This window comes from Xanthomonas sp. fls2-241-TYG-148 (assembly GCF_030208815.1).
Lineage (GTDB): Bacteria > Pseudomonadota > Gammaproteobacteria > Xanthomonadales > Xanthomonadaceae > Xanthomonas > Xanthomonas campestris.
Map to the genome: position 1 here is coordinate 62350 of NZ_JARVTE010000021.1, position 12459 is coordinate 74808.

The 12459-nt window shown below is 66.0% G+C and carries 12 protein-coding genes; 8 read left to right on the forward strand and 4 right to left on the reverse strand.

Features of this window, described 5'->3' with window-relative positions; genetic code table 11:
* Positions 1-145: 145 nt before the first annotated feature.
* Both rho and trxA read right to left on the reverse strand, forming a co-directional pair.
* Positions 146-2005 carry a transcription termination factor Rho gene (gene rho, locus QRM60_RS19150; RefSeq protein WP_162470831.1) on the reverse strand — a complete coding sequence of 620 codons (1860 nt, stop codon included), beginning with the start codon at positions 2003-2005 and terminating at the stop codon, positions 146-148.
* 216 nt (positions 2006-2221) lie between these two features.
* Positions 2222-2563 carry a thioredoxin TrxA gene (gene trxA / locus QRM60_RS19155; protein WP_011038858.1) on the reverse strand — a complete coding sequence of 114 codons (342 nt, stop codon included), beginning with the start codon at positions 2561-2563 and terminating at the stop codon, positions 2222-2224.
* Positions 2564-2761: 198 nt separating this feature from the next.
* On the opposite strand from trxA, the gene rhlB reads away from it, so the two are divergent.
* From rhlB to rpoH, 6 genes are all read left to right on the forward strand, one after another.
* On the forward strand, positions 2762-4483 hold the full coding sequence (rhlB, locus tag QRM60_RS19160) for an ATP-dependent RNA helicase RhlB (protein WP_285446852.1): 1722 nt from the start codon (positions 2762-2764) through the stop codon (positions 4481-4483).
* 75 nt (positions 4484-4558) lie between these two features.
* Positions 4559-5245 (forward strand): cell division ATP-binding protein FtsE, encoded by a 687-nt coding sequence (ftsE, locus tag QRM60_RS19165; protein ID WP_003484499.1) that lies wholly within the window; start codon positions 4559-4561, stop codon positions 5243-5245.
* On the forward strand, positions 5242-6192 hold the full coding sequence (gene ftsX, locus QRM60_RS19170; RefSeq protein WP_011038856.1) for a permease-like cell division protein FtsX: 951 nt from the start codon (positions 5242-5244) through the stop codon (positions 6190-6192). The genes ftsE and ftsX overlap by 4 nt, the downstream gene beginning before the upstream one ends.
* A gap of 8 nt (positions 6193-6200) precedes the next feature.
* On the forward strand, positions 6201-7043 hold the full coding sequence (locus tag QRM60_RS19175) for a response regulator (protein ID WP_014506371.1): 843 nt from the start codon (positions 6201-6203) through the stop codon (positions 7041-7043).
* Positions 7040-7765 carry a uracil-DNA glycosylase gene (gene ung, locus QRM60_RS19180; RefSeq protein ID WP_115555210.1) on the forward strand — a complete coding sequence of 242 codons (726 nt, stop codon included), beginning with the start codon at positions 7040-7042 and terminating at the stop codon, positions 7763-7765. Before QRM60_RS19175 ends, ung begins: the two co-directional genes overlap by 4 nt.
* 200 nt (positions 7766-7965) lie before the next feature.
* Positions 7966-8841, forward strand: coding sequence for an RNA polymerase sigma factor RpoH (gene rpoH / locus QRM60_RS19185; protein ID WP_285446853.1), 876 nt, complete (start codon positions 7966-7968; stop codon positions 8839-8841).
* A 196-nt stretch (positions 8842-9037) separates the two neighbouring features.
* On the opposite strand, the gene QRM60_RS19190 is transcribed toward rpoH, so the two are convergent.
* Both QRM60_RS19190 and QRM60_RS19195 read right to left on the reverse strand, forming a co-directional pair.
* The gene (locus tag QRM60_RS19190; protein ID WP_042595338.1) at positions 9038-9652 is read right to left on the reverse strand and encodes a trimeric intracellular cation channel family protein; all 615 of its coding nucleotides are present in this window, start codon (positions 9650-9652) and stop codon (positions 9038-9040) included.
* A 52-nt stretch (positions 9653-9704) separates the two neighbouring features.
* The gene (locus QRM60_RS19195) at positions 9705-10991 is read right to left on the reverse strand and encodes an NAD(P)/FAD-dependent oxidoreductase (RefSeq protein WP_042595249.1); all 1287 of its coding nucleotides are present in this window, start codon (positions 10989-10991) and stop codon (positions 9705-9707) included.
* Positions 10992-11110: 119 nt separating this feature from the next.
* Between QRM60_RS19195 and QRM60_RS19200 the strand changes: the two genes are divergently transcribed.
* Positions 11111-11617: a hypothetical protein gene (locus QRM60_RS19200; RefSeq protein ID WP_227971728.1), complete on the forward strand. Its 507-nt coding sequence runs from the start codon at positions 11111-11113 to the stop codon at positions 11615-11617.
* Entirely contained in the window at positions 11614-12441 is an 828-nt protein-coding gene (locus QRM60_RS19205; RefSeq protein WP_076056924.1) for an NYN domain-containing protein, read from the forward strand. Before QRM60_RS19200 ends, QRM60_RS19205 begins: the two co-directional genes overlap by 4 nt.
* Positions 12442-12459 lie beyond the last annotated feature (18 nt).

The following is a 12459-nucleotide window of genomic DNA, read 5'->3' on the forward strand; positions in this document are numbered from 1 at the left end:
AGAGATGGTGCCACGCAGTGCTACCGATCAAGCCCCGCAGAGCACGAGTTGAAAGTCGCGGTGGCCTCACGCCTGAGCCAATTAATTCGGCCCAAAAAAAGCCCCGCAACGCGGGGCTTTTTCGTAACACACCAACCAACTGAACTCAGCGCTTCATTGAGCTGAAGAATTCGTCGTTGGACTTGGTGGTCTTCATCTTGTCCAGCAGGAACTCCATCGCGGCAATTTCGTCCATCGGATGCAGCAGCTTGCGCAGGATCCAGATCTTCTGCAGCAGCTCCGGCTCGATCAACAGATCTTCGCGGCGCGTGCCCGAGCGGTTGATGTCGATCGCAGGATAGACGCGCTTTTCGGTGATGCGGCGGTTCAAATGCACTTCGCTGTTGCCGGTGCCCTTGAACTCTTCGTAGATCACCTCGTCCATCTTGCTGCCGGTTTCCACCAGCGCCGTGGCAATGATGGTCAGCGAACCGCCTTCTTCCACGTTACGTGCCGCACCGAAGAAGCGCTTCGGGCGATGCAGGGCGTTGGCATCCACACCACCGGTGAGCACCTTGCCGGAGCTCGGCACCACGTTGTTGTAGGCGCGTGCCAGACGGGTGATGGAGTCCAGCAGGATCACCACGTCCTTCTTGTGCTCGACCAGGCGCTTGGCCCGTTCGATCACCATCTCGGCAACCTGCACGTGGCGCGCGGCCGGCTCGTCGAACGTGGAGGAGATGACCTCGCCGCGCACGGTGCGCTGCATTTCGGTCACTTCTTCCGGGCGCTCGTCGATGAGCAGCACGATCATGTGCACTTCGGGATGATTGGTGGTGATGGCCGTGGCCACCTGCTGCATCATCATCGTCTTACCGGCCTTTGGCGGGGAGACGATCAGCGCACGCTGACCCTTGCCCTGCGGTGCCATCAGATCGAGGATGCGGCCGGTGATGTCCTCGGTGGACCCATCGCCGCGTTCCAGGCGGAAACGCCGACGCGGGAACAGCGGGGTCAGGTTCTCGAACAGCACCTTGTTCTTGCTCGCTTCCAGCGGCTCACCATTGATGGTGTCCACGATCGACAGCGCGAAATAGCGTTCGCCGTCCTTGGGGAAGCGGATGCGGCCGGACAAATGGTCGCCGGTGCGCAGGTTGAAGCGGCGGATCTGGCTCGGCGAGATATACGTATCGTCCGGGCCGGCCAGGTAGCTGGCCTCGGCGGCACGCAGGAAGCCGAAACCGTCCGGCAGGATCTCCAGCACGCCGTCGGCGGCAACGCCTTCGCCATGGCGGGTGAGCACCTTGAGCAGCGCAAAGATCACATCCTGCTTGCGTGCGCGGGCAACGCCTTCCTGGATGTTGAGCTGGTCGGCGATATCCAGCAGCTTCTGCGCCGGCATCCGCTTGAGGTCGCTCAGCGAGTACGCCGGGAAACCTTCCGGCACGGCCGGATGCGGACGCGCGATGAACGGCTCGTTGCTGCCATCGGACGACGGCATGCCGCCTTCGCTCTCATTGCCGAAGCGGTCGCGGCCACGGTCGCGACGGTTGCGGAACCGGTCACGGCGGTTGCCCTGCTGGTTCTGACCCTGGCCCTGATTCTGGCCTTGACCTTGACCCTGCTGGCCTTGGCCCTGGTTCTGACCCTGGCCTTGCTGCTGGCGCTGCTGACCCTGACCCTGGCTCTGCGCCTGGTTCTGGTTTTGCTGCTGCTGCGCCTGGTTGAAGCGCTGCTGCTGCGACTGGCCGCCCTCGCGGGACTCGCCGTGCTGCTCGCCAGCATGCGCCGCCTGGGCTGCGCCGCCATCGCCAGACGACTGCGCCGGCGCCGATTCGGCTGCGGGCGATGGGGTCTGCGCGGGGCGCGGAGCCTCGGGAGCGGGGCTGCTGGGCAAGGGAAGATTGGGTTGTTGCGACCCGGCGTCGTCATGGGCGACGGCGGTCTTGCTGACACGTGGCTTGCGCACACGCTTCTCGACGGGGGCGTCAACGCTCCCGGTATCGGAGGAAGGATTCTCGGACAAGTGCTTGATTCCTCGCTAAGAGTGCGAGCGCCCGGCTGGGGGGCGAACTGTGGTGATGGGAGTCTAGAAGAGGTTTCTAGAGGGGTACGGCGGCGCACGAACGTGTGCCGGATCAACTGACACTACCACCGCCGCGCAGAGCGGCGCAAGCGTCTGCCAAAGCAGGAGTTAACTGCCGGCAAAACGCAGGGCGCCCATGGCTGGACGCCCTGTCACTCAGGCGGCCGCGCCGCCCAGGGTCTTGTCGATCATCTGGGTCAGCTGGCCCTTGCCAACTGCCCCGATCTGGCTTGCCTGGACCTCACCGTCCTTGAACAGCAACAGCATCGGGATCGAGCGCACGTGGTACTTGATGGCCAGAGCGCGGTTCTGGTCCACGTTGACCTTGGCAACCTTGAGCTTGCCCTGGTATGTATCGGCCAGATCGTCCAGCACCGGGGCGATCATCTTGCACGGGCCGCACCATTCGGCCCAAAAATCCACCAGGACCGGTTCGCCGGATTGCAGTACAGCTGTATCGAAGTCGGCATCGCCGACATGTTGAACCTTGTCGCTCACGTTGGGTCTCCTGGAAACCAAAACGGCCTACCCGACCGGGCAGGCCGCCACATTGCGGTAAACTGGGGCATTGCGCGACTGAATCAAGTGTCAGTCCTGAAGCCGCGCTGTCCGCCACAAGAGCCGCAGTTTGCGACGCTGTCGGCATCGATGCAAGCCGCGCCCGGGCTGCCCAGGGCGCCTCACGAAGACGGAATAATGAGCGACAAACCGCTGACCGATTTGACTTTTTCCTCGTTCGACCTGCATCCGGCGCTGGTCGCCGGGCTGGAGAGCGCCGGGTTTACGCGCTGCACGCCGATCCAGGCGCTGACCCTGCCGGTCGCCCTGCCGGGCGGCGACGTCGCCGGCCAGGCCCAGACCGGCACCGGCAAAACGCTGGCGTTCCTGGTCGCGGTGATGAACCGCCTGCTGATCCGCCCCGCGCTGGCCGACCGCAAGCCGGAAGACCCGCGCGCCCTGATCCTGGCGCCCACCCGCGAGCTGGCCATCCAGATCCACAAGGACGCCGTGAAGTTCGGCGCCGACCTGGGGCTGCGCTTTGCGCTGGTCTACGGTGGCGTGGACTACGACAAGCAGCGCGAGCTGCTGCAGCAGGGCGTGGACGTGATCATCGCCACCCCGGGCCGGCTGATCGACTACGTCAAGCAGCACAAGGTGGTCTCGCTGCATGCCTGCGAGATCTGCGTGCTGGACGAAGCCGACCGCATGTTCGACCTGGGCTTCATCAAGGACATCCGCTTCCTGCTGCGGCGCATGCCCGAACGCGGCACCCGCCAGACGCTGTTGTTCTCGGCCACGCTCAGCCACCGCGTGCTGGAGCTGGCCTATGAGCACATGAACGAGCCGGAAAAGCTCGTCGTGGAGACCGAGACCATCACCGCCGCGCGGGTGCGTCAGCGCATCTATTTCCCCTCCGACGAAGAGAAGCAGACGCTGCTGCTGGGCCTGCTGTCGCGCAGCGAAGGCGCGCGCACCATGGTGTTCGTCAACACCAAGGCGTTCGTGGAGCGGGTGGCGCGCACCCTGGAGCGGCACGGCTACCGCGTGGGCGTGTTGTCCGGCGACGTGCCGCAGAAGAAGCGCGAGTCGTTGCTCAACCGCTTCCAGAAGGGCCAGCTGGAAATCCTGGTGGCCACCGACGTGGCCGCACGCGGCCTGCACATCGATGGCGTCAAGTACGTTTACAACTACGACCTGCCGTTCGACGCCGAAGACTACGTGCATCGCATCGGGCGCACCGCGCGCCTGGGCGAGGAGGGCGATGCGATCAGCTTCGCCTGCGAGCGTTACGCGATGAGCCTGCCGGACATCGAGGCCTACATCGAGCAGAAGATCCCGGTCGAACCGGTGACCTCCGAGTTGCTGACCCCGTTGCCGCGCGCTGCGCGTGCGCCGGTGGAAGGCGACGACGTTGGCGATGCCGAGGGCGAAAGCGTCGGTGCGATCTTCCGCGAGGCGCGCGAGCAGCGTGCGGCCGACGAAGCGCGTCGTGGCGGTGGCCGTAGCGGTCCCGGTGGCGCATCGCGTAGCGGCAGTGGCGGCGGTCGTCGCGACGGCGCCGGTGCCGATGGCAAGCCGCGTCCGCCGCGTCGCAAGCCGCGCGTGGAAGGCGAGGCCGATCCGGCCGCGGCGCCCAGCGAGACGCCGGTGGTTATCGCTGCTGCCGCAGAAACCCCTGCCGTCACGGCGGCCGAAGGCGAGCGCGCACCGCGCAAGCGCCGTCGGCGTCGCAATGGCCGCCCGGTCGAAGGTGCCGAGCCGGTGGTGGCATCCACGCCCGTGCCGGCCCCCGCCGCGCCGCGCAAACCCACCCAGGTGGTGGCCAAGCCGGTACGTGCCGCAGCCAAGCCGTCGGGCAGCCCGTCGTTGCTGAGCCGCATCGGACGCAGGCTGCGTTCGTTGGTCTCCGGCAGCTGAGGTATTGCGGCATAGATCGCATCGCCGTGCACCGGCGATGCGACGCAAGCGCTGACGCTCCGGCATAATCGCTGGATGACCGTTCTGCGTTTCGACAACGTCAGCAAGCACTACGCCGGTGGCCACCAGGCGCTGACCGATGTCAGCTTCGAAGTGGCCGATGGCGAGATGCTGTTCGTGACCGGCCACTCCGGCGCCGGCAAAAGCACCTTGCTCAAATTGATCCATCTCAGCGAGCGGCCCAGCCAGGGCGCGGTGCTGCTGGGAGAACGCAACCTGCTCAAGGTGCGTGGCCGGCAGATTCCACTGCATCGCCGCCAGGTGGGCGCGGTGTATCAGGATCACCGCCTGCTCAACGATCGCAGCATTGCCGAAAACGTCGCCTTGCCGTTGATCCTGCGCGGCACCCGCCGTGCGGAAATCGGCAAGCGCGTGCGCTCGGCACTGGAACGGATCGGCCTGGCCCATCGCGAGAAGGCGCTGCCTTCGCAGTTGTCGGCCGGCGAACAGCAGCGCGTGGGCATTGCCCGTGCCATTGTGGGCGAACCGCGCCTGCTGGTGGCCGACGAACCCACCGGCAACCTGGATCCGGCACTGGCCGCGGAAATCATGCAGCTGTTTGCCGAGCTGCCGGCGCGCGGCACCAGCGTGCTGGTGGTCAGCCACGACCTGGCGCTGCTCAAGCAGATGCGCAAGCGCGTGCTGATCCTGGACCACGGCCGCCTGGTCGATGACATCTCGCCGCAGGACCTGGCCGAATGAGCAAGCTCGCCAATACCGAATCGGTGGCCCCCTCGCGGTTCGGCGTGTGGATCGACCACCATCTGCACAGCATCGCCTTCAGCCTGGGCCGCGCCATGCGCAAGCCCTGGGCCACCTTGCTCACCATCGTGGTGATGGCGCTGGCGCTGGCATTGCCGCTGGGGCTGTCGATCGCGCTGGACAACGTCAAGCTGCTGGCCGGCAGCGTGCAGCAGTCGCGCGAGATCAATCTGTTCCTCAAGGTGGACGTGGCTGCCGACGCGGCCGAGCGCCTGGCCGGCGAGCTGCGTGCACGTGCGGACATCGCCCAGGTGGCGGTGCGCACGCCCGCGCAAGGCCTGGCCGACCTGCGCGAGAACGCCAAGCTGGACGAAGCGATCGATGCGCTCGGCGACAACCCGCTGCCCACGCTGCTGATCGTCACCCCGGCCGATGCCACCGACGATGCGCAGCTGGCCGCCGCCTTGCAGGCTTTGCCGCAGACCGATCAGGTGCAACACGACGCGCTGTGGCGCAAGCGCCTGGATGGCTGGCTGCACTTCGGCGAACGGCTGGTGCAGGTGCTCTCGGCCCTGCTCGGCATTGGCGCGGTGCTGGTGGTCGGCAATACCGTGCGGCTGGATATCCAGTCGCGGCGCGAAGAGATCGGCGTGCTGCAGCTGCTGGGTGCCAGTGATGGCTTCATCCGCCGCCCGTTCCTGTATCTGGGTGCGTGGTACGGGCTGGGCGCCGGCGCGGTCGCGCTTGCTCTGATCGCCGCTTCCGGGTTTGCATTGCGTACGCCGCTGGCCACGCTGGCCGACAGCTACGGCAGTTCCTTTACCCTGCACGGACTGGATCTGCTGCATTCTGCGATGGTGTTGGTGGGTACCCTGGTGCTGGGTTGGCTGGGTGCCTGGCTGGTCACCGGCCACTTCCTCCGTCAGACCCGCCCCACCGAGACCTGAGACCTGCCATGCATCCACCAGATCTCAAACACCTGATCAGCGACGCACCGCGTGTGATGGTGGTCGATGGGTCCAAGCTGGTACGCAAGCTGATTGCCGACGTGCTCAAGCGCGACTTGCCCAATGTGCAGGTGATTGGCTGCGCCAGCATCGCCGAAGCACGCGATGCGCTGGAGGCCGGTGCGGTGGATCTGGTCACCACTTCGTTGTCGTTACCCGATGGCGACGGCCTGACGCTGGCGCGCAGCGTGCGCGAAGCGGCCGGCCAGGCCTATGTGCCGGTGATCGTGGTCTCCGGCGATGCGCAGCAGCATCTGGTGGAGCGCCGCTTCACCGAGTACGTCACCGATTATTTCGACAAGGCGCTGGGCCACGAGGCGCTGGCGACCTTCATCCGCGGCTACGTGCAGCCCGAGCCGGTGGTGGGCGCCACCGTGCTGTACATCGAAGACAGCCGCGTGGTGGCCGAAGCGACCAAGCGCATGCTCGAGCGCCAGAGCCTCAAGGTGGTGCATGTGCTCACTGCCGAAGACGCCTTTGCGCTGCTCACCGCCGAATCGCTGGGCCGCACCGAGCGGCGCATCGACGTGGTGCTGACCGACGTCACCCTCAAGGGCGAGCTCAACGGGCGCGATGTGGTCGAGCGCATCCGCATCGATTTCGCCTACGGCAAGCGCCGCCTGCCGGTGCTGGTGATGACCGGCGACACCAACCCGCGCAACCAGTCGGAGCTGCTGCGGGCCGGCGCCAACGACCTGGTGCAAAAGCCCATCGAAGAACGCCTGCTGGTGACCAAGGTGCTGTTCCAGCTGCGGCTGGCGCGCCTGGAGGATCAGGCCGTCACGCTATGACCGAAGGCGAGGGGCGTATCCAGCTGGAACCGTCGTGGAAGGCGCGGGTGGGGGAGTGGTTGTTGCAGCCGCAGATGCAGGAGCTGTCCGCGTTCCTGCGCCAGCGCAAGGCCGCCAATGCGAGGGTGTTCCCGCCCGGCCCGCAGATCTTTGCCGCCTTCGATGCCACCCCGTTCGAGCAGGTCAAGGTGGTGGTGCTTGGCCAGGACCCGTATCACGGCGAAGGCCAGGCGCATGGGCTGTGCTTTTCGGTACTGCCCGGGGTGCCGGTGCCGCCGTCGCTGCTGAACATCTACAAGGAAATCCAGGACGACCTGGGCATTCCGCGCCCCGACCATGGCTACCTGATGCCGTGGGCGCGCCAGGGCGTGCTGCTGCTCAATGCGGTGTTGACGGTGGAGCAGGGCCGTGCCGGCGCGCACCAGAACAAGGGCTGGGAAGGCTTCACCGACCATGTGGTGGAAACCCTCAACCACGAGCGCGAGGGCCTGGTGTTCCTGCTCTGGGGCAGTTACGCGCAGTCCAAGGGCAAGATGATCGACCAGGCGCGCCACCGCGTGTTCAAGGCCCCGCATCCGTCGCCGTTGTCGGCCCACCGCGGCTTCCTGGGCTGCAAACATTTCTCCAAGACCAACGAACATTTGCAGCGGCGCGGGCTGAGCCCGATCGACTGGTCGTTGCCGCCGCGCGCGGCGCTGGATCTTAGCCTCGCCGGCGGCTGAACGGGCTGGGCCGTCGCGCCTGGCAAGTAGGCGCTTTGTCACGATCCGCGAGCGGTGACGGTGGTAGCGTAGGCACCTGAATCGAGGCGGCACGGATTGGAACAGCACCGGTGCCGGAAACCCGAACGTCCTATAAATGGAACGCTGGAACTTTTTCTGTACCCAGCAGTCCAATAGTTCGACTGCTAAGATGGTGCCCTATGAACCAGATCACCTCGACTGCCCTTGTGGCAAACAATCTCCCGATTCCCAGTGCGCTCGGTTCGCTGGACGCCTACATCGGTGCCGTGCACCAGATCCCGGTGCTGTCGGTCGATGAGGAACAGAATCTGGCCCGCCGCTTCCGCGACGAGCTGGATCTGGACGCAGCGCGCGAATTGGTCCACTCCCACCTGCGCTTCGTGGTGCACGTGGCCCGCGGTTACAACGGCTACGGCCTGCCGCTGGGCGACCTGATCCAGGAAGGCAATATCGGCCTGATGAAGGCGGTCAAGCGCTTCGACCCGGAAATGGGCGTGCGCCTGGTCAGCTTCGCGGTGCATTGGATCCGTGCCGAGATGCACGAGTTCATCCTGAAGAACTGGCGCATCGTCAAGGTCGCCACGACCAAGGCGCAACGCAAGCTGTTCTTCAACCTGCGCAAGTCCAAGACGCGCCTGGGCTGGCTCAATGCCTCCGAAGTGACTGCGGTTGCCAAGGACTTGAACGTCTCCGAGCGTGAAGTGATGGAGATGGAGTCGCGCTTGTCCGGTCGCGATATCGGCTTCGACGCTTCACCGGACGAAGACGATGACCACGGCCCGCCGTCGCCGGTGAGCTACCTCGTGGCCAACGAGGAAGACCCGTCGCAGGCCTATGAGCGGCACGACAGCGAAGACAATCAGCTGCAGTTGCTGCGCGAAGGCATGGCCGGCCTGGATACGCGCTCGCGCGACATCGTCAAGCGTCGCTGGCTGGATTCCGAATCCAAGGTGACGCTGCAGGAGCTGGCTGACGAGTACGGCGTGTCCGCCGAGCGTATTCGCCAGATCGAAGCGAACGCGCTGAAGAAGATGAAGGCGCTGTTCGTCGCCTGATCCGGTGTGACATTGCCAGTGAGACAAAACGGCCCGGTCTTCCGGGCCGTTTTTCGTTGCGGGCGTGGCACGGCAAGCAGTGCGTTTGTGTGCTGATGTCTCATCGGCCCAGCAACGCCTTGCACGCAGCACGGCCGCAACGGCAGCCGTTACGAATCGTCAGGTCACGTTGGAACAACGCCGGTTGCGCGCAGCGCTACTCCGGTAGCCGTGCCACCGGCAGATGCCAGCCGTAGCGGATCGCCATGAAACGCAGGCCAAAGCACACGCCGGCGCCGGCGGTCAGCGACCAGGATTGCGGCAGGCCGAGAACATGGCCGATCGCGACCAGGCCGCCGCCGGCCAGCGCCGCCACCGCATACAGTTCGGCCTGCAATACCACCGGGGTGCGCGCGACCAGCAGGTCGCGGGCGATGCCGCCGCCGATGCCGCTGAGCATGCCGAGCAGCGTCGCACTGAGTGGGCTGAGCTGATAATCCAGCGCCTTGCTGGTGCCGTAGACCGCAAACAGCGCCAGCCCTGCGGCGTCGAATAGCTGCACCGGGTTGCGCAGGCGCTCCACGGCGGTGTGCCAGTAGAAGCCGGCGATACCGGCCAGGCAGGCGGTGATCAGATAGTGCGGGTGCACCAGCGCTGCCGGCGGCGTGGCACCGATCAGCACATCGCGCACGATGCCGCCGGAAACCGCCGCTGCGCAGGACAGCACCAGCACGCCAAACAGGTCCAGGCGGTTGCGCACCGCCACGGTGGCGCCACTGAGCGCAAACACGAAGGTGCCGAGCAGATCCAGCAGGAACAAGGCAGTAGCCACGGCACAACGGTCGACAGCGGGCGGCACAGCATCGCGCACCGCCCGCCGGCTGTCATCCGTCCTTGCTGGGCGGTGGCTGGTCAGTGCCGCCAAAGATGATGCGTGCGGCGCGCTGGTAGCTCCAGTACGCCATGGCCCAGTTCACCAGCACCACGAAGCGGTTGCGGAAGCCGATCAAGAAGTAGACGTGGGCGGCCAGCCAGAACCACCAGGCCACGATGCCAGAGAGCTTGAGCTTGCCGACATGCACGATGGCGGCCATGCGCCCGATCGTGGCCAGGTTGCCGAAGTCCTGGTAACGGAAGGCCGGCGCGGCCTGGCCGCGCTGGCGTGCGCGGATCGCCTTGGCGATGTGCTTGCCCATCTGCTTGGCCGCCGGCGCCACGCCGGGCACGGGCCGCCCGTCCTGTTGTACCGAGGCCAGATCACCACCGACGAAGATCTCCGGGTGGCCGGGCACGCTGAGGTCCTGTTCCACCAGCACGCGGCCGGCGCGGTCCAGCGGCACGCCCAGGGTGCGCGCCAACGGCGAGGCGGCCACGCCAGCGGCCCAGACCACGGTGCGCGCCGGCACGAAGGTGTCGCCCAACTGATAACCGAACGCATCGATGTTGGTCACCGGCGTGCCGGTGTGCACCTCCACGCCCAGGCGTTCGAGCTGCTTGCGCGCCTTGTCGGTGAGGTCGTCCGGGAAGGACGGCAACACGCGCGGCCCGGCCTCGACCAGGCGCACGCGGGCCTGCTGCGGATCGATATGGCGGAACTCGTTCTTCAGCGTGTGGCGGGCGATTTCGGCCAGCGTGCCGGCCAACTCGACCCCGGTCGGGCCGCCGCCAACCACCGCAAAACTCAACCAGGCCGCGCGCGCGGCCGGGTCGGATTCGGCTTCGGCGCGCTCGAAGGCGAGCAGCAATTTGCGGCGTAGCACCAGCGCGTCATACAGGGTCTTCAAACCGGGCGCGTGCTCGGCCCAGTGATCGTTGCCGAAATACGCGTGGGTGGCGCCGGTGGCCAGCAGCAGCATGTCGTAATTGACGGTGTTGCCGTCGGCGAGCACCACGGCGCGGCGGTCGGTGGCGATATCGGCGACATCGCCGAGCAGCACTTCGACATTGCGCTGCTCACGCAGGATGTGGCGCAGCGGCGCGGCGATGTCAGGCGCCGACAGGCCAGCGGTGGCCACCTGGTAGAGCAGCGGCTGGAACAGGTGGTGATTCTGGCGGTCGATCAGGGTGATGCGGATGTCCGGATCGGCGAGCGCGCGGGTTGCCCATAAACCGGCAAAACCGCCGCCGACCACGACCAGATGCAGCGGCGCTCGGGAGGGGGATGAGGTCATCGTCAGGTCCGATGGATCGCAACGTGGGCACGCAAGGATGCAACAGCGGCAATGAATGTGGCGCGTCGGGCAGGGCCCGCCTGCGGCATCATGTCGCATCTCGCTCACCTGGTCACCGTATGTCCACCTTGCCGCCGCCGTTGCCGCCGCTCGCATCACCACCTGCCGCCGTTGCGCCTGCGCGCGTTTCTCAGCGCAGCCCCGCGACCGTTGCGTTGCTGATCGTGCTGGGCGGTGTGATGACGTTCGGTGTGGTGGTGCTGGGCGTGATCGCCTGGATCGCGGTCGCCGGGTGGTCGATCTTTTCCGAGCAGGCCCAGGCCGCGCTGCAGGCCGACGCGGTGGTGCAGCAGCACATCGGGAAAATCGACACCATGGAGGTCGATGTTCTCGCTACTGGTGCGGCGCCTGGCGGTGACGAATTCGTGTTCTCCGTCACTGGCGATCGCGGGCGTGGCAAGGTCAGTGCGACCTGGGTCAGTGACGGTGCCGAGCGCGAGATCCTGACCGAGGGCGTGCTGACCATGCACGATGGTAGCGAGTACACGCTGCCGGCGGAGCAGGCGTCCGACAGCGACAGCGAGACTGAAATCGAATCCGCCGAGTCTTTCGAGGAGCAGACATGATCGACAATCCCGATAAACGCATCGCACTGCTGATCGATGCCGACAACGCGCCAGCCGGCAAGATCGATGTAGTGCTGGCGGAAGTGGCGCGCTACGGTGTCGCAAATGTGCGCCGCGCGTATGGCAACTGGAAAAGCCCGCACTTGAAGAGCTGGGAAGCGGCATTGCACGAATACGCGATCCGCCCGATCCAGCAATTTGCCTACAGCTCCGGCAAGAATGCCTCGGACATGGCGATGGTGATCGATGCGATGGATCTGCTGTACGCGCGCAACCTGGACGGGTTTGCGATTGTCTCCAGCGATGCGGACTTCACCCCGCTGGTGATGCGCCTGCTCACCGACGGCATGAAGGTGTATGGCTTTGGCGAGAAGAAAACCCCGGCGCCGTTCGTCAATGCGTGTTCCAAATTCACCTATGTCGAAGCACTCGGCGAGCAGGCTGCCGCGGCCAGCGACACCGCCGCGGGCCGCAAGGATGCCACCGCGCTGCGCGGCGATACACGCCTGGTGCAGATGCTGCGTAACGCGATCGATAGCGCCTGCGAAGACGATGGTTGGGCGCATCTGGGGGCCGTCGGCAAGCAGGTGGCCAATCAGGCCTCGTTCGATCCGCGCAACTACGGCTACCGCAAGCTCAGCGATCTGGTGCGCGCGATCGGTTTGTTCGAGATCAAGCAGGACGAACAGGCGTTGTGGGTGCGCGATGTGCCCAAGGGCAATCGCCCCAAACAACCCCTTGCTGCTGCGGCCCCCGCGCCGGCCGCGGCCAAACGCGGGACGCGTGGTGCACGCAGTGCGCCGAAGCCGGCGGTGGAAAAATGACCGACGAACGCATGGCGA

Excerpts from the sequence above, each read along its gene's own strand:
- rhlB (WP_285446852.1), top strand. The coding sequence starts at position 2,762 with ATGAGCGACAAACCGCTGACCGATTTGACTTTTTCCTCGTTCGACCTG.
- ung (WP_115555210.1), top strand. The coding sequence starts at position 7,040 with ATGACCGAAGGCGAGGGGCGTATCCAGCTGGAACCGTCGTGGAAGGCG.
- rpoH (WP_285446853.1), top strand. The coding sequence starts at position 7,966 with ATGAACCAGATCACCTCGACTGCCCTTGTGGCAAACAATCTCCCGATT.
- QRM60_RS19195 (WP_042595249.1), bottom strand. The coding sequence starts at position 10,991 with ATGACCTCATCCCCCTCCCGAGCGCCGCTGCATCTGGTCGTGGTCGGC.
- QRM60_RS19200 (WP_227971728.1), top strand. The coding sequence starts at position 11,111 with ATGTCCACCTTGCCGCCGCCGTTGCCGCCGCTCGCATCACCACCTGCC.
- ftsX (WP_011038856.1), top strand. The coding sequence starts at position 5,242 with ATGAGCAAGCTCGCCAATACCGAATCGGTGGCCCCCTCGCGGTTCGGC.
- QRM60_RS19175 (WP_014506371.1), top strand. The coding sequence starts at position 6,201 with ATGCATCCACCAGATCTCAAACACCTGATCAGCGACGCACCGCGTGTG.
- ftsE (WP_003484499.1), top strand. The coding sequence starts at position 4,559 with ATGACCGTTCTGCGTTTCGACAACGTCAGCAAGCACTACGCCGGTGGC.
- QRM60_RS19205 (WP_076056924.1), top strand. The coding sequence starts at position 11,614 with ATGATCGACAATCCCGATAAACGCATCGCACTGCTGATCGATGCCGAC.